Raw genomic sequence first — 21,494 nt, 5'->3', positions numbered from 1 at the left:
TTTTTTCTGGCAGGTGACGTCTGCCGGCCGTTCACTGTAGCGAGCGTTCTTGCGGCCCGGCGTGCGGCATTTCCCGTTCAAACCTTTCACCTCACTTTCATCGCCGCGTCACGACAGCATTCCAGACTCCGGTTTCTTCTGAAACCCTCAAGCGACGGCCAGCCTTGCTGGCCGTCGCCATGTCTGTCGTCATGAAACCGCATCCTTTCGCTTCCCGCATCCCCGCCGCCCTCTTGTCCACCCTCGCACTCGCCGCGCTGACCGCTTGCGGCGGCGGCTCCGGCGGCGGCACTCCGTTCGCCGGGCTGCCCATCGTTCCGGCAGCGCCGGCGCCCGCGCCTGCCGCACAGCCGCCCGCGCCGCCGTCCGTGCCGCCCGCGCCACCGGCACCGCCCACCGAGCCGACCGGCCGCTGGACCGTCGGCGACCTGCACATCCACACCATGCAGTCGGACGACACGCAGCAGATCTCCACGCTCGACCAGGTGCTGGCCAAGGCCTTCGACAAGTTCGGGCTCGACTGGGCCGTGCTCTCCAACCACCTGCGCCTGTCTTCGTACGACAACGACGGCAAGAAGCTGCCCGCGCAGATTCCCTTCTCCGAAGGCATGGCCAAGTACGAAGTGCCCCGCATCAAGGCGCTGCAGGCCGGCGGCAAGTACGCGGACAAGACGATCTTCTCGTCCTTCGAATGGGACATGCCCACGCACGACCACGGCAACGTCGGCATCCTCACGGACGACCCGATGTCGGCCTCCGCGCTCAAGGCCGTGAGCCAGTTCGAATACCTCTTCACCGACCGCGCCGCCGCGCTCTTCGCGCCCGAGGACGTCGCCGCCTGGAACGCCAGGGACACCAAGGCCTTCTCCACGCACGCCGACGTGCTCGCGGCCATCGCCTGGCTCAAGAAGAACTACCCCGATACGAGCTACCTGCAGATCAACCATCCCTCGCGCAATCCGGGCAAGTACACGATCGCCCAGCTGCGCGAGATGAACGATGCCGCGCCGAACATCGTGTTCTCGCTCGAGGGCATGGTCGGCAACCAGATGGAGCCCGACCGCGGCGGCTACAACAGCGCCTACACGCCGGCCAACCTGCCCTCTCGCACCTACGGCGGCGTGGACTACCTGGTCGCGAAACTCGGCGGCACCTGGGACGCGCTGCTCTCCGAAGGCCGCCACATCTGGAACGTGGCCGATTCGGACTACCACTTCACCGTGTCGCAAGGCCAGTACAGCAGCGGCTACGCGCCGGGCGAGTACGCGAAGAACCACCTCTGGGGCGACATCAAGGACCCGAAGTCGCTGCTCGCGGCGTTTCGCTCGGGCAAGCTCTTCGCGGTCAACGGCGGGCTGATCGACGCGCTCGACTTCAAGGTGCAAAGCGCCAAGGCCGCGGGCGAGATGGGCGCCGAAGTGGCGGCCGCGCCGGGCGAAGACCTGAAGATCACCATCCGCTTCAGGAGCCCCGAGCGCAACAACTACGAGTTCCAGCTGGGCAGCGGCGTCTTCGCCAACGTGAAGCCGGTCGTGGACCATGTCGACCTCATCGCGGGCGACGTGACCGGCCGCGAGGCACCGGGCACGCCGGGCTACGCGCGCGACACCAACCCGTCGACCCGCGTGGTCAAGCGCTTCACGCGCAGCGACTGGAAGCTGGAGGCCGACGGCTACTTCTCGGTGAGCTACACGGTGAAGGCGGCGGGCAACCAGTATTTCCGCCTGCGCGGCACGAACCTGGGCACCGACGTGCCCAACGAAACGGCGAGCGGCGAGCCGCTGTTCGACGCGCAGACGACCGGCGCGGACAACGTGGCGCGCTTCAACGCGATCAACGCGCGCAACTACAGCGACCTGTGGTTCTATTCGAACCCGGTGTTCGTGAAGGTGGCGGCGCAGTAGCGCAGTCGCGCAAGACGCCGCTTCGGGGCGCCAGGCGCCATGGCCCTTCGCGGGCCATGGCGCTTTTTTCTTTTGGCGCGCCCGCCGCGTGCATCAGGGAATCTACGGATATATGATTTCCCGAATGGTCTTGATTGCGTTCAATTTTTGTATACAAATAACGCACTCGATATGTGGCGCGATATTTGCGTCAAAAAGCGGGCTTCTCTCAAACACTTTCTGCACGAGGAAAAGACCATGAGCACAGTCGTCAGCCACGCCCCCGCCGGGGCCAGCGAAGCGGGCCTTGCGCCGCACGCGGAATCGAATGCCCTCATCAAGCCCGGCTACGACCCGCGCCTGACCAACGAGGACCTCGCGCCGCTGAAGAAGCAGACCTGGGGCCAATACAACATCTTCGCGTTCTGGATGTCCGACGTGCACAGCGTGGGCGGCTACATCACGGCCGGCAGCCTGTTCGCGCTGGGCCTCTCGAGCTGGCAGGTGCTGGTGTCGCTGCTGGTGGGCATCGTGATCGTGCAGTTCTTCTGCAACCTGGTGGCCAAGCCCAGCCAGGTGACGGGCGTGCCCTACCCGGTGGTGTGCCGCGCGCCCTTCGGCGTGCTGGGCGCGAACATTCCGGCCATCATCCGCGGGCTGATCGCGGTGGCCTGGTACGGCGTGCAGACGTATCTCGCGTCGGCCGCCTTCATGGTGCTGGCGCTGCACATGTTCCCGAACCTGGCGCCCTATGCCGACGTGGCGCAGCACGGCTTCGTGGGCCTCTCGACGCTGGGCTGGGTGGCGTTCATGGTCATGTGGGTGCTGCAGGCCTTCGTGTTCTGGCACGGCATGGAAGCCATCCGCAAGTTCATCGACTGGGCGGGGCCCGCGGTGTACGTGGTGATGGCCGTGCTGTGCGGCTGGCTGGTGTGGAAGGCCGGCTGGAGCAAGATCGACCTGAACCTGGGCGGCATCAAGTTCCAGGGCTGGGACGCGCTGCCGGTGATGCTCTCGGCCATTGCGCTGGTGGTGAGCTACTTCAGCGGCCCGATGCTCAACTTCGGCGACTTCTCGCGCTACGGCAAGAGCTTCGATGCGGTGAAGAAGGGCAACTTCTGGGGCCTGCCCATCAACTTCGTGTTCTTCTCGCTGCTGACGGTGATCACCACCGCGGCCACGCTGCCCGTTTTCGGTGAACTCATCACCGATCCAGTGCACACCGTGGGCAAGATCGACAGCACCACCGCCGTCGTGCTGGGCGCGCTGACTTTCATGATCGCCACCATCGGCATCAACATCGTTGCCAATTTCGTCTCGCCGGCGTTCGACTTCTCCAACGTGGCGCCGCAGCACATCAGCTGGCGCACGGGCGGCATGATCGCCGCGGTGGGCTCGGTGTTTCTGACGCCCTGGAACCTGTACAACAGCCCCGAGGTCATCCACTACACGCTCGACGTGCTGGGCTCGTTCATCGGGCCGCTGTTCGGCATTTTGATTGCCGACTACTACATCGTTCGCAAGCAATACATCGACGTCGATGCGCTCTACACCATGAGCAAAGAGGGCAAGTACTGGTACAGCAACGGCTACAACCCGAAGGCGATCCAGGCGCTGGTGCCCTCGGCGCTCGTGCCCATCCTGTGCGTGATGGTGCCGATGCTGCGCGGTGGCGCGAACTATGCGTGGTTCATCGGCATGGGCCTGGGCTTCGTGCTCTACGTGCTGCTGAACCGCAACAACAAGACTTGAAACACTGAAAGAGAAAGAAAGGGCCGCGCCGTGCGCATCAAGATCATCAATCCCAACACCACCTGGAGCATGACCGAGAAGATCGGTGCCTGCGCCCGCGCGGTGGCGCACGCCGGCACTGAAATCGTCGCGGTGAGCCCGGCCATGGGGCCGGTCTCCATCGAGAGCCACTACGACGAGGCGCTGGCCGTGCCCGGACTCCTGCAAGAGATTGCCGCGGGCGAGCGCGAGGGCATCGACGGCTACGTGATCGCCTGCTTCGGCGACCCGGGCCTGAAGGCCGCGCGCGAACTCGCGCGTGGACCGGTGGTCGGCATCGCCGAAGCGGCGATGCATCTGGCCAGCATGATCGGCAGCCGCTTCAGCGTGGTCACCACGCTCGGCCGCACGATGGGGCAAGCGTGGCACCTGGCCGAGATCTACGGCATGGAGCGCTTTTGCGCCAACGTGCGCGCCTGCGAACTGCCGGTGCTCGAACTCGAAGAGCCGGGCTCGCGTGCGCGCGAACGCATCGTCGACGAATGCCGGCGCGCGCTGGAAGAAGACGGCTCCGACTGCATCGTGCTCGGCTGCGCCGGCATGACCGACCTGTGCGAACACATCAGCGAACTGCTGGGCGTGCCGGTGATCGACGGCGTGGCCGCGGGCACCAAGCTCATCGAATCGCTCGTCACACTGAAACTCAAGACCAGCAAGCGCGGCGAGCTCGCGCGGCCGCTGCCCAAGACCATGACCGGCGCGCTCGAAGGCTTCACGCTGCGCGGGTGAGCGTGGGCGCGAGCGCGGTCAGGGCCATCGAACGCTGAGCCACAATCTCCGCATGCCCCGCGCCAGCTCCAAATCCCCTGCCCTTCCCGAAACCATCGCCGCGCCGGCCGAGAACGGTGTAGCCGTTGGCAAGGGAAGCTCCATCGAGCGCATCGCCCAGGACATCGCCACCGCGATCGTCGAGAAGCGCCTGCCGCCCGGCACGTGGCTGCGCGAAGAGGCGCTGGGCCGCGTCTATTCGGTGAGCCGCACGAAGGTGCGCGCGGCGCTCCTGATGCTCTCGAAAGACAAGCTCATCGAGATGATTCCCGACAAGGGCGCCTTCGTCTCGCAGCCCACGGTGCAGGAGGCGCGCGAGGTGTTCGCGGTGCGCCGCATCCTGGAGAGCGAAGTGGTGCGCCTGTTCATCGCGAACGCACGGCCGCGCGACTACCAGGTGCTGGAGCAGCACATCAAGTTCGAGCGCACCGCGCTGCGCCAGAGCCCCGCGATGGGCACGGTGCGCGAGAAGGTGCTGGGCGACTTTCACGTGGCGCTGGCCGAGGCCACGGGCAACCACACGCTGACGGAGCTGGTGCGCGAGCTGGTGGCGCGCAGCTCGCTCATCGCGATGCTCTATCACTCGTCGAACGATCCGCACTGCTCGTCGGACGAGCACTCCGACTTCCTTCGCATCTGCCGCAAGGGCGATGTGGAAGGCGCCGTGGCCTGCATGACCGAGCACCTCGAACGCATCGAGGCCAGCCTGGAGCTGGGCACCGACAAGCCCGACCGGCAACTCGATCTGGTCAAGGCGCTGCTCGCCTGAAAGCAGGAAACAGCCCGACACCATTGCGCGCGGGCGATGCGGGTTTTCCTGCATCCGTATTGCCGCATAAATTGTATACAGTTTCGCGTACACACTTTGTGGACGCCGCGAAACGATGCGCCGTCCGCGCCTTCTCTCCCCTTGCTGCGCCAGGAGATACACGATGACGGCCGAGACCTCTTCCACTGTTCCCACAGTCCACCCGGTGGACCAGCGCCTGCCCTCGGGCAAGCTCGCGGCCCTCGGCCTGCAGCACGTGCTGGTGATGTACGCGGGCGCCGTCGCGGTGCCGCTGATCGTCGGGCGCGCGCTCAAGCTCTCGCCCGACGAGGTCGCGCTGCTGATTTCGGCGGACCTCTTTTGCTGTGGCATCGCCACGCTGATCCAGGCGCTGGGCGCCACGCAGTTCTTCGGCATCAAGCTGCCGGTGATGATGGGCGTGACCTTCGCATCGGTCGCGCCGATGGTGGCCATCGCCAACGCCAACCCCGGGCAGAACGGCGCGCAGTTGCTCTTCGGCGCCATCATCGGCGCGGGCGTGGTGTCGATCCTCATCGCGCCGCTCGTGAGCCGCATGCTGCGGTTCTTTCCGCCGGTGGTCACGGGCACGATCATCGCGGTCATCGGCATCAGCCTGATGCGCGTGGGCATCAACTGGATCTTCGGCAACCCGGTGGGCCCGACGGCGCCCGCGCTGGTCGACCCGGTGTATGCGAAGTGGCTCGCCGAAGTGACGTCGCCCGGCAGTTCGATCCCTGCCGTGCCCAAGGGCTTCGCGATCATGCCCACCGTGCCCAACCCCAAGTACGCGGACCTCTCGGGCTTCGGCGTGGCGGCGCTGGTGCTCGTGTCGATCCTCCTGATCGTGAAGTACGCCAAGGGCTTCGTCGCCAACATCTCGGTGTTGCTGGGCATCGTGATCGGCGCAGTGGTCGCCTCGGCCACCGGCCTCATGACCTACGAGAAAGTCGGCAAGGCCGCGTGGGTCGACATCGTGCTGCCCTTTCACTTCGGCATGCCGCAGTTCGACCCGATCCTGATCTTGACGATGACGCTCATCATGATCGTGGTGATGATCGAATCCACCGGCATGTTCCTCGCGCTCGGCGACATGACCGACCGCAAGATCACGCAGAAGGACCTGGCCAAGGGCCTGCGCACCGACGGCCTGGGCACGCTGATCGGCGGCGTCTTCAACACCTTTCCGTACACCAGCTTCTCGCAGAACGTGGGCCTCGTGGCCGTCACCGGCATCAAGAGCCGCTACGTGTGCGTGGCGGGCGGCGTGATCCTCATCGTGCTGGGCCTCTTGCCCAAGATGGCCGCGCTCGTGGAGTCGCTGCCCACCGTGGTGCTCGGCGGCGCGGGCCTCGTGATGTTCGGCATGGTCGCGGCCACGGGCATCCGCATTCTCTCGGGCGTGGACTTCAAGACCAATCGCCACAACGCGATGATCGTCGCGGTGGCTATCGGCGTTGGCATGATTCCGCTGATCGCGCCCAACTTCAAGCAGTGGATGCCGCACGCGATCCACTCGCTGATCGAGTCGGGCATCCTGCTGGCGTCGATCGCTGCAGTGTTGTTGAACCTGTTCCTCAATGGCGCGAAGCACGACGAGCAGGCGGTGATCGCCGCAGCCAAGCACGCGGACGCGCACTGAAAGGAAATCAGATCATCGCCAACGGCGTCTTGCGCCGCGGCGGCGGGTGCAGGCGGTCCAGCTCGGCGAGGGTCGCGGCATCGAGCTTCAGTTCGGCGGCGGCGAAGTTTTCTTTCAGGTGCGCGCTGCGCACCGCCTTCGGAATCGCGACGACGCCGGGCCGTGCGATCACCGCGGCCAGCGCGACTTGCGCGGCGGTCACGCCCAGGCGCTGCGCCAATTCACCGAGCCCATCGTCATCGGCCAATGCGCCCTGGTCGATCGGGCTGTAGGCCATCAATGGCATGCCGCGTTCGCGCAGCCACGGCAGCAGGCTGAACTCCGGGCCGCGCTCGCCGAGCGACAGATAGACCTGGTTCGCCGCACAGCCCGGGCCGCCGCCGATGACATCTTCCAGCTCTTGCATGTCGTCGGTGTCGAAGTTGCTCACGCCCCAGTGCGCGATGCGCCCATCGACCACGAGCGCATGCATCGCCTCGACCGTTTCACGAAGCGGATGGCTACCGCGCCAGTGCAACAGATAGAGGTCGATGGCGTCGAGCCCCAATCGCGTGAGGCTGCGCTCGCAGGCCTCGCGCGTGCCGCGGCGGCTCGCGTTGTGCGGGTAGACCTTGCTGACGATGAAGAGCTCATCGCGCCGCACATCGCCCGCACTAAGCGCCTCGCCGATGGCCTGGCCGAGCACGGTCTCGGCACCGCCTTCGCCGTACATCTCGGCGGTGTCGATGAGCCGGTAGCCCAGCACGATGGCTTCGCGCACCGCGGCGACCTCGGCAGCGCGGCGGGAGGCCACTTCGCCCATGCGCCAGGTGCCGAGGCCCAGGACCGGCATCTGGCCGCCGGTGGGGAGTGGGAGTGTTCGCATGCGGGCATGGTACGAGCGCGATGCGAAAGGCCGCCATGCCCGCGGTCCGAGTGGGGTGACTTTCGACACTGGCGGACCGGCCGCCGGCCTCCTAGAGTCGCCGCGGAAGCCCTCGATCAATCCGGAATGAACCACGCCGCGCCCGACCCTGTCGCCACCGTTTTCGACGTGGTCGAACTCTTCATCGGCGGCGAAGACGGCGACAGCGACGGCCTGCTCTGGCTCACGCTCGGCTTCGCCTCGCTGGGCGAGCCGCTGGACGTGCTGCACATCGTCTGCGGCAAGACGCCCACCGGCATCCTGGAGGAAGACGCGCTGTACCTGGAGCGCACGAGCCAGGACCTGGCCTGCAGCGGCGAGGTCCTTGCGCTCGCGGTGCGCGACGACGGCCTTGCGCTCACCCTCACGCCCGAAGGCGCCGACGCGCTCGACCTGCCCGCGCACACGCGCTTCACCTTCGAGGCGCAGCCCGCGCTCTTCGCGCAGGCGGTGGTGCAGCTGTCGCAGATGGCGGCGGTCGGGCACGCCTGCATCGCGACGAACGGCCGCGCATGAGCGGCTGCCACTACGTTCTCGAATACGACGACACCAGCAAGGCGCACGGCTGCCCGCCCTTGCTGGCGGGCGACCTCAACCACGAGTGGCAGTGGGACCCTTTCGACCCGAACCCCGATCGCTTCGCCATTACCGCCGCGTACGAGTACCGCGCCCGGCACGGCGCGGTCGATTTCGACTACGGCATGGACGGCTGGCTGGTCTCGGCGCGCTTCGCGCAGGTGTGCCGCGCGGCCGGCATGGCGGTGCGCTGCATCCCGGTGACCATGCTGCAGCCGGACCGGCAGCCGGCGCGCAAGTCGTACGCGTTCATGCTCACCTCGACGTGGCTGCCGGTGCTGGACATGGAACGCTCGGAGTACACGGTGGAGAAGGACCTCGCGAGCGGCGAGCCGGTCTTCGATAAATACTTTCCGCAGGTGCCTTACCTGGAGACTCTCACCAAGGCCGTGGTGGATGCGCGCAGGATGAAGAACTTCGGCATCGTGCGGGCGGTGGATGTGCGGGGCCGGCTGGTCTGCACGGCGGGGTTCAAGCGGGAGTGCGAGCGGCAGCGGTTGTTGGGGATTCGGTTTGTTCCGGCGGAGCAGTTCAACTACAAGCCGCGCTGCCTTTGAAGAAGAGTGAGGGGAAGCCTGTTTCCCCCATGAGATGGGGCGCCATGTCATTACCGAAACAGCACCTCATGCAGTTGCCATCCCACGGCACAGGCGGAAATCATCAAGGTTGCAGATACCCAAGATTGCCATCTCGGCAACTGCGGTGCTTCCTTGTATTCCAAGGTCGCGAGAAGCCCAGGCGCGAGGCCCGTGTACTGCGTTCTCAACGCTTGGGCATCCGCTCCCGCGCTCATGGATTCGAAAACCCTTTTGAACAGATGCCGACCTCCTTGGCTCAGCTTGGAGAGTTGAACCTGACTACCGTCGTACAAATGAATACGAAGCGCTGTGTTGCCTTCCTCGATCGACCGGATAGGGGCTCCGAGGGATCGCAATCGACGTCGCCGAGGTACGTATCCACAGAATCGCACCAAGCCCTCCTCCCGCAACAGACCATACCCGAGCAGCCGCTCGACTTCGTCGCTGCTCTTCGAAATCTCTGTTGTCACATAGAAATGCACTACCAGTTGTCCCAATGTGGCGACGAAGAACCACATTCCGTGGGTCTTGGAAAGGACATAAAGAAAGAGGACGGTAGATACCATCGCATACGCCGCAAGCAGCAAAGAACTGCTCACAAAAGCTTTCAGCGAGGTGTCCACGGAAGGCAGAAAGCACACGCGCATCGATGCGGCAGAGCCCGTCGAATTGGGTGAGGACTGCGCGGGTAAGTCATTTGGCTCTGTCATTGCATAGTCACCTCGACGGCCAACGGAGTGAGGCTCCGTTTCAAGCCGAACATCAACGCCGTAGTACTCCAAGGTGCCGAGCACCGCCCAGGCTCAGAAGCTTGCATTCAGGTTGAACCCAAGCGTGACCTTCGCCGTGCGATACCCCTCTGGCTTGCTGATCGGCGCACCGACGAAGAAGTCGTAGCTCAGCTTGGTCCACTGCCCGCGCACGCCGACGACGGCGCCCGCCAGATTGCGGCCGAGCGTGTCGATGGTCGAGCGCCCGCCGACATGGCCATAGTCCATGCCCGCATAGAGCTCCGCCCCGCTCTGCCCCATGGCCCAGCCGATGTCGTTGCGCAGCAGCCAGCCGCGCTCGCCCATGAGGTTGGTCTCGCCGTCGAAGCCGCGCACCGTGTAGCGCCCGCCGATGGCGAAGCGGTCTTGCGGCGTGAGCGGCGTGCGGTTCCATTGCGCGCGGATGAGGCCCGAGTAGCGAAGCTTCTGTTCGCCGAGCTTGAATGGCGCGTTGAGGCTGAGGTCGGCGGTGTAGAGCTTCAGGCGCGAGGTGCCCTCGCCGAACGCTTCTTCCGGCGCGGTGTGCGAGCCGAAGCCGCCGGTGCCGCGCTTGTAGGCCAGCGTGCCTTCGAGCGTGGCTTCGCCGATGAATTCCTTGTGGCTCAGGCTCAGCTCCCAGCCGCCGACCACGCGGTGCTGCACGTCGACCTCCTGGTCTTCGATGAAGTTGCGCGATTCGCGGCGCCAGCCCTTGATCGCCGCCGTCGTCTTGCGGCTCTGGTCGCGGTAGAGCAGGCGCGAGAGTTTGACCTCGGCGTTGTTGGTCTTGCCGGCGTAGACGATGTCGCCGTTCAAGCCCGCAACGCTCTGGTGGTACTGGCTGTTCGATGCGGTGAAGCCCAGCATCCAGTAGCCGAACGGCAGCGAGTAGTGCGCAGTCTGGCCTTCGGTGCCGTAGCTCGGCTCGGAAAGGAAGTGGCTGTTGATGCTGTGGTTGGCGCTGACGTAGAAGAGGTCGTTCAGGCCGAAGGGGTTGTCAAGGGAGACGGTGGCGCCGGCCTGGTTGCGGCCCGTGGCTTTGGTGCCGCTGTCGTCCAGGCTCAGGGTGACGCGCCATTTTTTGGACTGGACGTACTTGACGACCAGATCGCTGTCGCCGGGTTTTGCGCCGGGGGCCGTCGATGGTTCGATCTGGATGTCGGCTTCGGCGGTGGGTGCGCGCTTCAGGTTCTCGAGGCCTTGTTCGATATCGCGCAGGTTCAGCAGCTCGCCAACGCGCGCGGGGATCGCGGTGGTCAGCAAGGCGGAACTGCCGAGCAACGTGGACGACGAATCCGGCGTCAGGCGAACGGCTGCGATGCGGCCGGGCACGAGGGAGAGCGTCAATGTGCCGGTGGAGAGATCCTGCGGCGCGGCCAGCACGCGGGTGGTGACCCAGCCCTTGGCGATGACGGCTTGCTGCGCGCGCGCCATCACCACGTTGACGCCCGCGGTGCCGAGGCAGCGGCCGATGGGTGAATCGTTGCCCTCGCGGCCTGAGAGATCGGCGACGGCCCACTGGAAGGCTTCGGACTGCTCGCCGACCAGGAGCACGCGGTCGATGCGGAAGCACGGGGACTCGGATTCCGGAATGCGCTGCGCGGGCGCGGGTGGTGCAGCTTGTGGACGCTGATCAACGGTGCGCTCGTTCTGCTCGCGCAAGGCGCGTTCTCGTTCTTGCTGTCGTTGCTGCTCGACGAAGGGCTGCGGTGTGCTCGCCACCTGGGCTTGAGCCAACAGTGGGCCGCCCAACAGCACGCCGGCCAGCATGGCTCGCGAGTTCGTTTTCAAGTTCTCTCCCTGATTGATTCTTGTATTTGCACGCAACCCGCAGGCGCGCACCTAGCGATGAGGAATTGCCTCGTCAGGCCAAAATCAGTTTTCATCGCTGCTGCGGCCTCCTATTTGCCATTACCAACCATGGCACGAGGACAATTTAGTCAACCAATTCAACAATTCTAAATGATTTTTTCCAAAACCTATAAATACATTTAATTTTTATTCGCCCAATTTATTGGGAGCAGGCCAAAAAATTCCCTCCTCTTCCTCCGGTGTTATTGGTTCATCTGAAAAAAGTTCATGCAGCTCAACTTGTCCTATTGGAGGAAGAAATTTCATTAAATTATCGTATGCGGTAATTTCCAAAATCCCCCACTCCAAAAGCCCAGAAAGGTATCCGCGCCATAGCAAAGCAACCTTTTCAGAATTGCCACGCCACGAAATCTGACGCTTGATTCGATTTTCCAATTCTTCAAAAGTTGGATAGCCATTAATCATTTATCGACTCCTTGGAATATGTACTGTTCCAGCACTCGTGATGACGGTAATGCTCTCGATTTTTGAGCCAGACTGATTATCTCTCCCGAATGCTCGTGCTACGCCACGTTCAGCAATTTCAGGTGTCATTCCTTTCTGCCCTCGTGCATCTACAATAATTTGTCCAGATTGGCCTCGAGCATGCATGATTGTGCTGGATAGCGCCTTAGAAATACCGTCAGCCGATTCATTAAGAACGTTGGTCATTGTTTTCAACTCGTACTGAACCCCGTCGATTTTAAAGTCAGGCGTTCGCGCTGCCGATGTAGGAATTACCTCGACGGTCCGCCCTCCCCCGAGCATCTCGTTGACAAATGCCTTCTCCGCCTTAGTCAACCCACCGATTTCCCCAATTAATTTTCCTGCACCTGCATTTCCAGCATTACTTGCCGTTGCTCCAATTGCCGCAGCGCCGACGGCATTCAATAGGCTCGACGCATCACCTGCCGCGGCAGACGCACGTGCGATGTATGCGTTGAGACCGATCACGTCGGTTTGGTCCGTGGTGGCCCCTTCGGCCTTCATATCTGCACGCACCGCTTGCAGTTGAACTAGTGATCCAGCGGCACATGTCGTATCACCCGGTGCGCACAGGTCGAGAGACTTCATCGCATTGATCGCGGTGATCGTGCTCTCCGCCCGATCGCTCACGATTCGGTCATACCGGGTATTGACGTCGTCAGTGCAACTCGTCACGCCTCGGCAGGCATCGAGATTCTGGTTCTTGGCCTTTTTCTCATCCACGCTCAGACCACCGACATTGCGCGGGTCGATCGCGTTCAGACGGTCCAGCCGCTGATCCGCCTCTGTGTAGTTGAACAAGGTCGCGCTCTGCGCGTTGCGAAGCAACTCCAGCGCGCGGGTGTACTCGCCATTCGCATTGGCAGCAATGGCTTGGTCTGTAGCCTGCAAATCGGCCTTCGCAGGGTCGCCATCGCGCTTGCCATCCGCACAGCGCGTCATAAAGCAGGCAGCTTCTGTGAGCTTCCTCTCAAGGTCTGCGTCGCCATTCGCCAACTGCTTGATTTTGGCCTTCTCGTTTTCGTGCAGCAGGCGGTTATTGACCGTGGCGTTGTTGGCGACCGTGGCTCCCAGGCCGGCGTTCCCGGTCGAAGCTCCCACGGCGGCGCCCAACATGGTCGAACTGGTCGTCAGGAGCTCAGCGAACTCCCGATTCGGTGTTCCATCAGCGTTGTACCGGTAGATGCCCTGGCCGTTCAGAGCTCGCTCGATCTCTGGCAGCAGTACTTCGTTCAGTGCGCCGGCTACTGCGCCTGTCAACGCGCTGCCGTCCCCGATCTTGGCCTGGATGATCCCGGCAATGGTGTGCAGCACGATCTTTTCCGTGCCGCCTTCCGCCCACCCTTGCTTGGCCGCCACATCGCCAATGACGTTGTTGATGACCGAGCCCACCAACTGCGCTGCCCGTTGCCGATCCTGCGCTTCCTGTTGCAGCCTCGGAATCTCCTTGGCTTGCTGCAACGTCAACGTGTTGACAAGCGCGCCATTGGCCGTGGCTGGGTCTCGGGCCGTCAGCGTCGCCACATTGGCATTGCTCTTGTCGTCGATCTCCGTGTTACCAGTACCGACGATCTTGATGCTGCCCGGACTGATGACACTCAGGGTCTGGCTGGACTGGCTATTGTTGGCCGGCAGGCCCTTGCCACCGTTGAGATTGGCCAATGCGGTATTGGTCGCACTCCGTGCCACGTTGCTCAGTACGTTGCTTGCGGCACCAGCGCCATAGCTGAAGCTTAGGCTGACCGCGCTGCTGCTTGAACTGGTGTTCTGGCGGTTCTGCAGATCGCTGGTGGTGAGACTGCCGGTCGTGAGGCTGTTCTTGCTTTCGGGAGCTGTGCTTGTGATCGCCCCGCCCTTCAGGTCGGTGTTTCCCTTGACTGATACGTCATAGCCGCCGTTGCCCGCAGCGATGCCGCTTTGCCCGGTGGCGCTCTGGTAGTTGTGATCGACCTTCTGCTTGGAAGCATTGACCGTGGCCGAGACGAACTGGCCGTAGCAGATCGGTGGAATACACAAGCTGACGTCGAGTCCGCTGCTGCTTTGCTTGCTGTTGTAGGTGGTGCTGTCCTGCAAGCTCTCGATGTTCAGGTTGCCACCGATGTCCGCCTTGACCGCATCGGCGGCGATCTGCGCGCCCTTCATGTTCAGATCGCCACCGCTCTTGACCTTCACCGAATTGGTCGCGGTGATCAACGTGTTGTCGTAGTGGGTCTCCAGACCCGTGGCCTTGCCGCTGTTGCTGCCAGCATTGACCTGGATGCTGAAGCCGTTCTGCGAACCGAAGCCAAAGGTGACACCGCCGCCGAGCGAGCTGCCGGAATTTCTGCTCAATGTCGCGGCCTTGTTCTCGGCCGCCAAGAGGTTGATGTCGCGCTTGGCATCCAGCGCAATATCCTGTGCCTGGAGCTTGGCCCCCTGCATGTTGATATCGGTCTCGCGCGCTGTGATTTCGATGCTGCCAGCCTGGATGTTGGTGCCGCGCTGGTTGCTGTAGACCTCGGCCGTGTCGCTGCGCGATCGCGTGCGACTTTCGCTCACGCTCACGCCGACGAGAGCACCGCTCGGATCGCCGCCCGTGCCCGCATCGGTCAAGCTCTGGATGCCGTTGCCCAGGGCTCCGTCGGTTGCCAGCTTGTAGGCGTCGTAGCCCGCCTTCAGTTCGAGCGCCCCCTTCAAGCGGCTGTCGTCGGTCTTGCGCGATTCCTGCGCCGCGTCGTAGGCGCTGGTGATGGCGCCGCCGACGAGGCCGCTGAGCTGCGCGCCGATGGTGTGATTCTTCGATTCCGCGTGGTGCTTGCTACTGCCGCTGTCGGTCGAAGCATTCAGGTTCACGGCATTGCCGGACAAGCTGACCTTGTTCTTGGCCAGCAGGTCGGCGCCTTCGGTGGTGATGTTGCCTTGGCCGGTTCCCGCATATTTGGAATCCAGCCCCGCCACCATCGTGAGATTGCCGCCGTTCGCGCTGATCAGGCTGGTGACGGCAGTGCTGGACTCGCCCGAGCCATCCTCCGAGCCCTTCATGTTGCTGTAGAGCGTGTGACGCGGTGCAAGTCCGGGAGAGGGGCTGAAGCTGCGGCTCTTGCCGCCACTTGCAGTTGCCGAGACAGACGTGTCCTGAGCGGCCAGCACGTCGATGTTGCGCCCGGCGGTGATGGCGATGTTCTTGTCGGCCAGCACGTTGCTGGCGATGATCTGCGCATCGCGCCCAGCGTCGATGCTGACGGAGCCACCGCTGATGGTGCTTCCCACCTGCGTGGTGCTGGCGCTCAGTTGCGTCTGGTTGCTGGAACTACTGCTGTAGCCGCGGCCGTACAGCACGCTGTCCTTGAGACCATTGAGACCGCTCTGGCTCGATTTAAGGACGCTGCCGTTCGCGCTCTGCTCCTGAGCGCTCTCGATGCGCACGTCGCGCCCGGCCCCGAGTGAGAGTTGGTTCTGCGCGCTCACCTGGCTACCGCGGACAACGAGATCGTTGCCGGCAGACATCACGACATCCTTGCCGGAGAAGCTGCTGCCCAGCACAGTGGTATCGGCCTGTGCCTTGATTTCGGAGCTGCTGCTCTTGGAGGTCAAGGTCTTGCGCGACGAGTTGGTCGTCGTCAGGATGGCTTGCGAGGCCTGCCCGGCATCGATGCGAATGTCATGCCCGGCGGCGACCGCCAAGGTGCCGGCGGCTGCGACCTCGGCAGCCCTGGCGTTGACATCGTTGCCGGCCACGAGGGCGACACTGCCACCGCCCACGATGCTGGAGCCGATCTCGCGGGTCTGGGAGGACACGCCAGCGAAGCTGTTGCGGGCGTTGCCGCCACTCGCGAAGATGGTGCTGGATTCAGTGACGGTGCCGAGGTTGACGTCCCGGCCTGCCTTGACCAGTGTTCGGCTGTCCTTGCCGCCGTTGGCGAGGATCGCCCCGACGAGGTTGACGTCACGCCCCGCCGAAGCCAACAAGACGCCGCCAGGATTGCTGACATAGACACCGGCCACGCGGTCGATGGCGGTGTTGTTCAGCATGCCTCCCGTGCTCTGGGTGGTGGTGCGGATGTTGAGGTCGCGGCCTGCAGTCAACAGAGCAGCGTCGCGTGCATCGACAGTTCCTCCAATGAGGTTCAGGTCGGTCCGGGCGTCGAGGGCAACCTGTCCGCCGGAAATGCGGCCTCCGAGGTTATTGATGTTCTCAGCCTTGATCGAGACAAGCGTCCGGCCGGCGATCGTGCCGGTGTTGGTCACGTCGCCCGAGCTCTTGATGACGGTTGCATCTGCGCTCAGCAAAGCGCCGGAACCGTCGATGTCTCCAGGGCGCACGCGCACGTAGACCTGCGGCACGAGCACGCGTTGCGTCGTTCCATCAGGCAGCGTGACCGTCTGCTCCACGAGCCAAACAATGTCGCTGGTCAACTGCGCCATCTGCGCCGCGCTCAGTCCGATGCCTGGTCGCAGGCCGTATTGCTTTGCGAAGGTCGCGCCGGCGTCCATCAACGCGGTGTACTGGTCGTCGTCGTTGCTGTAGCCGTCCAGGTAACGATAGCCCGTGAGCTGCGCGACCTGCTCGCGGATGAGCTTCTGTTCGTAGAAGCCATCGCCCAAGCGCTTGAGCGTGTTGTTCGGATCGAGACCGAGGTTGTTCAGCAGGTAGTCGCTGCTGAGCCAGTTGCGGTAGTTGGCGAAGCGCGGATCGGTTTCGATCAAGTAGCGGCCAGGACCTGCGTGGATGACGAACAGGCTCGCATTGGGAATGCCGATGTTTGGCATGCTGGTGCGCACGACCATCGGCACACCTGCACTGCTCCCTGCGGAGCCAGTAATGGCGCTGACTTCCACCACAACACCAGGCGGGATGCCGCCGTTGGCACCACTGCTACCGCCCGCATTGCCTACACCACCGCTAGCAGGGGCCGAGCCGCCGTTATGGCCTGTGGTGGCATTGATGTTCGGCTGGTACTTGTAGCCGCCCAGAGCGATCGTCTGCGGGGGCACGATGATCGGCACGTTCTGCGCCAGGATATTTCCCTCGTTGTCGATCACCGTGGCCGAGCCAGTGATCGTGCGCGTACCCGACAATTGACTGGACTGGTAGCTTGTGGCGGTGATCGTTCCACCCGCCAGCACCTGGCTGTTCTCGTTGTACAGCTGGCCGTTGACGTTCATGTGCCCACCTGCGACCAGATGCGCAGGGTCGGCATTGATCGCCGTGTCTTCGGTGGTCGTGATCGCGTTGTACCAAATGCCGTAGCCGCCGATGCCAACGAGCTCGCCCGTATCTTTGCGGTAAACAAAACCGTTGATGGGATCGACGTTGACCTCATCCAAGGGATAAGGGGTCGTCCGGCCGACACCGCTTCCCACAGGTGTCATCGGCGCGATGCCTGTCAGGGCGCTGTTTGTCACCTGGGGCGCGCCCAACTGGATGTGTACATCGCGGTTGTTGACATTGGCCATGGCGATGTCCAGGTCGCCGATGGATTCGATGTCGGCACTCAGATTGTTGAGCACCGCCCCCTGGCCTGTGGCTACGCGACTGGCATCGAGCGCGCCGCCGATGTACATACTGCCTTGGCTGAAGATCAGCGCGTGCTCACGGTTGTTGATGGTCGTTGCACCGATGTCCAGGTCGCCGCGCGCCGCTATGGTCCCTGCCTTCGTCACGCCAGCTACTGTCTCGGCGTCGTTGTTGAGCGTTCCGGTCGCTATCGAAACATCGTCGCCGTAGATACGGCCGGTACCGATGTTGTTCAGCGTTCCGGCGTTGATCTGAGTGTTGCCTTGGCTGTCGATCAGGCCGCGGTTGGTCAATGTGCCGCTGGCATTGACGATGGTGTCCGTGCCCGCCATCTCTGCGCTTGCGGTGTTGTCGACGTTGTTGCCGCCCACCGTCAACGTCTGCCCCGCGAGGAGCTTGCCGTTGTTCGTGAAGTTGCCGGTGGTGGTGTAGGTGAGATTGCCGTTGGCCGCCACCTGGCCGTTGTTGACGATGTCCTGCGTGAGCGCAATGCTCAGGTCCTTGCCCGAAAGCGCCTTGCCGTCGCCGCTGAAGGTGGCGGCGTCGATCTTGAGGCTGTTGTCGGCCACGAGCGTGCCGCCCGTGTTCACAAGGTTGAGCGTCTTCGCTGCCGGATTCGCGGCATTCGGATCGACGATGGCCAGGGTGTCGCCGGCCGAGATCAGGCCATTGGTGTTCGTGACGGTCCCGCCGCTGGTGATGGTTGCGTTGACATCGGCGCGAATGGCGCCAGCGTCGTTGTTCAGGTTGCTGACCGCGATGGTGACGTTCTTGCCCTCAATGCCCTGACCCGCGCCTTGGGTCTGGTCGTTGAGGATCGTGGCCGCATTCAGGCTCGTGGTGCCGAGCGAATGGATCAGCCCCTTGGAGTTGATGATGTTCGCGGCATTGATGCTCAGGTCACCGGTGGCGACGGTCGCGTCACCACCATTGGCGATGATGCCGGATGTGTTGTCCACAGTGCCGGCGACGGCGATGCTGCCTGCAGCAGCCCCAGTCTGCACGATCCGGCCTCCGCGATTGCTGAGCGACGCCGCGCCAATGGTGACCTGCTTGGCACTGGTCGCGCCGCCGTCCTGATTGAAGGCGCTCGACATGGCGACCACCAGCGCATTGTTCGTCGTGATCTGGCCGTTGGCGCCGTTGAAGGTGCCGCCCCCGATGGTCAGCGTGCCGGTGCCGGCGTGCTCGATCTTGCCGTTGACATTGCCGATGGTCGCGCCTTGCAGCGTGAGGTCCTGGCCGTTGCTGGCAATACGTCCGCCGTCGTTGTTCAGCGTACCGCTGGTCGCGATGGTGGTCGCACCGGTGCCCGTCTGCACAATCTCGCCGCCGTTCGTGTTGGCAAGGTTCGAGACGTTGATCTGCAACTGGCTGGCGTTGAGCGTGCCTGCGTCATTTGCGAGCGTCTGCGCTGCATTGCTGCTGGCCGTGATGCTCAGGGTGCCCGGCGTCACGACCGTAGCCTTGCTCGTGATCACCCCGCCCTGGGTCGCTGTAACGGCGATGTTGGTCGCACTGGTCTGGCTGCTCGAGACATCGACACTCGCACCTTGCAGCGTGGCATTGCCGGCCGCGAGGTTCGTGCCGTTTGCGACCAGTGCGCCAGAAGTCGTCACGCGCAGCTCGCCAACGCCGCCGAGCTTGCCATCGCTCTGGATGCCAGCGCCAAGCACGCCGGTATTGCTGCCCTGCAAGCTGCCCGCCGTGATCGTCGTGTTACGGCCCGCTGTGACGCTACCGCCGTTGGTCATTGCGCCGCCGACTGCAACGTTGACATCATTCGCGCCGCGCAAGCTGCCGCCGTTGGCAAGCGAACCAGCCTGAATGCCCAGGTCCGCGGCCGCGTTGATGCTGCCGCCGCTGCCGTTGACCAAGGCGTTGGTCACTCCAAGTTGCACACCGGCCTGTGCCGATTGGATGCTGCCCTTGGTGTTGTCCAGTGAGCCGCTGTTGAGCGTCAAGCCTTGATTGGAAGCAAGCGTGCCACCGGTGTTGTTCGTGGCCCCTGCGGCATTCGCAGTCAGCGCGCCCGCCGCGGACATCGTTCCGTGCGTGTTGTCAGCCTTGCCACCCACCATGAGATTCGCATCGGCGGCGCTGGTCAGCGTGCCATCGACGTTGATCAGGTCCCCGCTGCTCGCGATGTTCAGGCTGCCCGCATTCAGCTTGCCACCGGTGTTGTCGAAGCGATCGACATTGGCACTGAAGCCATTGCTGATGTTCAGCGTGCCACCGTGGTTGTCGAATGCGGGCTGGTTGACCGTCATGCTGGCGAGGCTCAGGGTCCCGCCGTTGTTGTTGATGTTCGCGCTCTGCAGCGTGATCGGGCCGCCTGCGTAGATGCGGCCACCGTCATTGAGGATCGCGCCTGCCGCGGTGATGGTGCCCGGCGAGGGTGGGACGTACGGCGCGGGCGTGATGGTGGCCCCGGAACCGCTGCCGCCTCCTGCAGCGGGTGTGCCTGGGGTCGCAGTGCCGCCGCCCGTGTCCGTGCCACCGCCGCTGCCAGGATTCGTGCCGCCGCCGGGCTGCGACGTCGTTTCCGGGACCGGCTCCAGGCCGATCACGCCGCCGTTGGTGTTGCTCAAGGCGGGTGCGGAAATCCCCAGCGCCACACTGCTGGTCTGGCGGATCGTGCCGCCGCTGCGGTTGTCGATATTGCCGGCAGCACTTGCCAGCTCAACGCGCGCGCCCTCGAGCGTGCCGCCCGCACCGTTGAACGAATTGGCCAGCGCGTCCTGCGTCGCAACCTTCAGGTTGCCGCCACTGCTGATGCGGCCGCTGTTGGCAAGATTCGATGCCGCGATGTTTGCATCGGCCGTGGCCTGGATCGTTCCGATGTTCTCGAGACGCCCGGCGCTGGTCACCACCAATTGCCCCGCGCCCGCAAGCGCAGGCGTGCCGGGCGCGGCCTGGATCGTGCCGGCGTTGCGCACGCCAAGACCCGCTTCGGTGCCAATGAGCACGATCTTGCCCGCGTACATGCCGCCGAGCGCGGCCACGTCGAGCGCGAAAGTGGGGGCAGCGCCGGTGCCCGTCGTCGGGCTGATCTGGCTGTGATCGGCAGACACCTGGTTGGCACCGGTCACCACTTTCAGTTCACTGGCCCAGATGCCCGCGTTGGCTTCCACCGCCCGCGCAAGGATGGCCGCGTAGTCGGTCTTGCTGGCATCGAGGCCCGCACCGTTGATGGTGACGGTGCCGCCGCGCACGAGGAAGCTGTCGAGGCCGCCGAGCGCATTGAGCTGCGGGGTGCCCGTGGTCAGCGTGGCACGGCTCGCGTTGATGAAACCTGCGCCGTCCACGTTGATGCCGGCCGGGTTCGCAATGATGATTTCCGCGCGCTGCCCCGCAACTTCCATGTAGCCGCGAAGCTGGCTCACGTTGCCGCCATTGACTTCGTTCAGGATGATGCGCGCCGGTCCCCCCGCCAGATACGGATTGCCCTGAACAATGCCACCGAGTTGCGTTTGCGCATTCGTGCGGCTGTTGTTGAAGATCGCGCCGTCGGGGCCGACGTTGAACTGGTTGTAGACGTTGCGCGAAACGCCGGCAGCCGAAGGCGTCTGGACGTTGATCAGCGGCACGCCGTTGGGCGCCACCAGCACGGTGGGGCGCAGGTTGCCGGGGACATTGGGCGCGCCGACGATCTGGGCGTTCACTGGCGCCATCGCCAGCATCCCTGCGAGCGCTGCGCCAACGAACGCGCCGGTGCCCGTTGTGGAGGTCGCCTTGCTGGCACCTTTTCCGGTACTGGTCGCGGTCTCCTGAACCACCATCCGCATGCCTCGGGCGGCATTGAAGACGATGCGGTGCAAATGGCGGTTCATTCTTTTGGCGCTCCCTGACGTTTAACTATTCGCAACGCTTTGTGACAAGACGCACAAAACGGGACGCGATTATGGAGAGCCGATGCACCCGGATTTAGGCATTAGTTCACGAATGAGAACGGCCTGAAAAAAGGCCACCGCCGGTGTAA

12 protein-coding genes are annotated in these 21,494 nt (G+C 63.8%); 7 read left to right on the top strand and 5 right to left on the bottom strand.

Features of this window, described 5'->3' with window-relative positions; translation table 11 throughout:
• Positions 1-191 precede the first annotated feature (191 nt).
• The 5 genes from JC881_RS16650 (at position 192) to JC881_RS16630 (ending at position 6,871) form a co-directional block, all read left to right on the top strand.
• Positions 192-1,904: an S-layer protein gene (locus JC881_RS16650; protein WP_198786811.1), complete on the top strand. Its 1,713-nt coding sequence runs from the start codon at positions 192-194 to the stop codon at positions 1,902-1,904.
• A gap of 237 nt (positions 1,905-2,141) precedes the next feature.
• Positions 2,142-3,635, top strand: coding sequence for an NCS1 family nucleobase:cation symporter-1 (locus JC881_RS16645; RefSeq protein ID WP_198786810.1), 1,494 nt, complete (start codon positions 2,142-2,144; stop codon positions 3,633-3,635).
• A 30-nt stretch (positions 3,636-3,665) separates the two neighbouring features.
• A complete protein-coding gene (locus JC881_RS16640) occupies positions 3,666-4,403 on the top strand; it encodes an aspartate/glutamate racemase family protein (RefSeq protein ID WP_198786809.1) in 738 nt (245 codons plus the stop codon).
• A gap of 52 nt (positions 4,404-4,455) precedes the next feature.
• Positions 4,456-5,211 carry a GntR family transcriptional regulator gene (locus JC881_RS16635; protein ID WP_198786808.1) on the top strand — a complete coding sequence of 252 codons (756 nt, stop codon included), beginning with the start codon at positions 4,456-4,458 and terminating at the stop codon, positions 5,209-5,211.
• A 163-nt stretch (positions 5,212-5,374) separates the two neighbouring features.
• Positions 5,375-6,871 (top strand): nucleobase:cation symporter-2 family protein, encoded by a 1,497-nt coding sequence (locus JC881_RS16630; protein WP_198786807.1) that lies wholly within the window; start codon positions 5,375-5,377, stop codon positions 6,869-6,871.
• A gap of 7 nt (positions 6,872-6,878) precedes the next feature.
• Here the strand turns inward: JC881_RS16630 and JC881_RS16625 are convergent, their stop codons facing one another.
• Positions 6,879-7,736 (bottom strand): aldo/keto reductase, encoded by an 858-nt coding sequence (locus JC881_RS16625; RefSeq protein ID WP_198786806.1) that lies wholly within the window; start codon positions 7,734-7,736, stop codon positions 6,879-6,881.
• A gap of 126 nt (positions 7,737-7,862) precedes the next feature.
• On the opposite strand from JC881_RS16625, the gene JC881_RS16620 reads away from it, so the two are divergent.
• Both JC881_RS16620 and JC881_RS16615 read left to right on the top strand, forming a co-directional pair.
• Positions 7,863-8,291 carry a hypothetical protein gene (locus tag JC881_RS16620; RefSeq protein WP_198786805.1) on the top strand — a complete coding sequence of 143 codons (429 nt, stop codon included), beginning with the start codon at positions 7,863-7,865 and terminating at the stop codon, positions 8,289-8,291.
• Positions 8,288-8,908 carry an imm11 family protein gene (locus JC881_RS16615; protein ID WP_198786804.1) on the top strand — a complete coding sequence of 207 codons (621 nt, stop codon included), beginning with the start codon at positions 8,288-8,290 and terminating at the stop codon, positions 8,906-8,908. The genes JC881_RS16620 and JC881_RS16615 overlap by 4 nt, the downstream gene beginning before the upstream one ends.
• A gap of 50 nt (positions 8,909-8,958) precedes the next feature.
• On the opposite strand, the gene JC881_RS16610 is transcribed toward JC881_RS16615, so the two are convergent.
• From JC881_RS16610 to JC881_RS16595, 4 genes are all read right to left on the bottom strand, one after another.
• Positions 8,959-9,552: a hypothetical protein gene (locus JC881_RS16610; protein WP_198786803.1), complete on the bottom strand. Its 594-nt coding sequence runs from the start codon at positions 9,550-9,552 to the stop codon at positions 8,959-8,961.
• Between the two features lie 180 nt (positions 9,553-9,732).
• A complete protein-coding gene (locus tag JC881_RS16605; RefSeq protein WP_198786947.1) occupies positions 9,733-11,448 on the bottom strand; it encodes a ShlB/FhaC/HecB family hemolysin secretion/activation protein in 1,716 nt (571 codons plus the stop codon).
• Positions 11,449-11,676: 228 nt separating this feature from the next.
• Positions 11,677-11,955, bottom strand: a complete 279-nt coding sequence (locus tag JC881_RS16600; protein WP_198786802.1) for a hypothetical protein — start codon at positions 11,953-11,955, stop codon at positions 11,677-11,679.
• A complete protein-coding gene (locus JC881_RS16595) occupies positions 11,956-21,345 on the bottom strand; it encodes a hemagglutinin repeat-containing protein (RefSeq protein WP_198786801.1) in 9,390 nt (3,129 codons plus the stop codon).
• Positions 21,346-21,494: the final 149 nt, after the last annotated feature.

This window comes from Variovorax sp. IB41 (assembly GCF_016405905.1).
Taxonomy (GTDB): Bacteria; Pseudomonadota; Gammaproteobacteria; order Burkholderiales; family Burkholderiaceae_C; genus Variovorax.
Note: the sequence above shows the minus strand (reverse complement) of the source record. Positions and strands in the feature narration are given on the sequence as shown.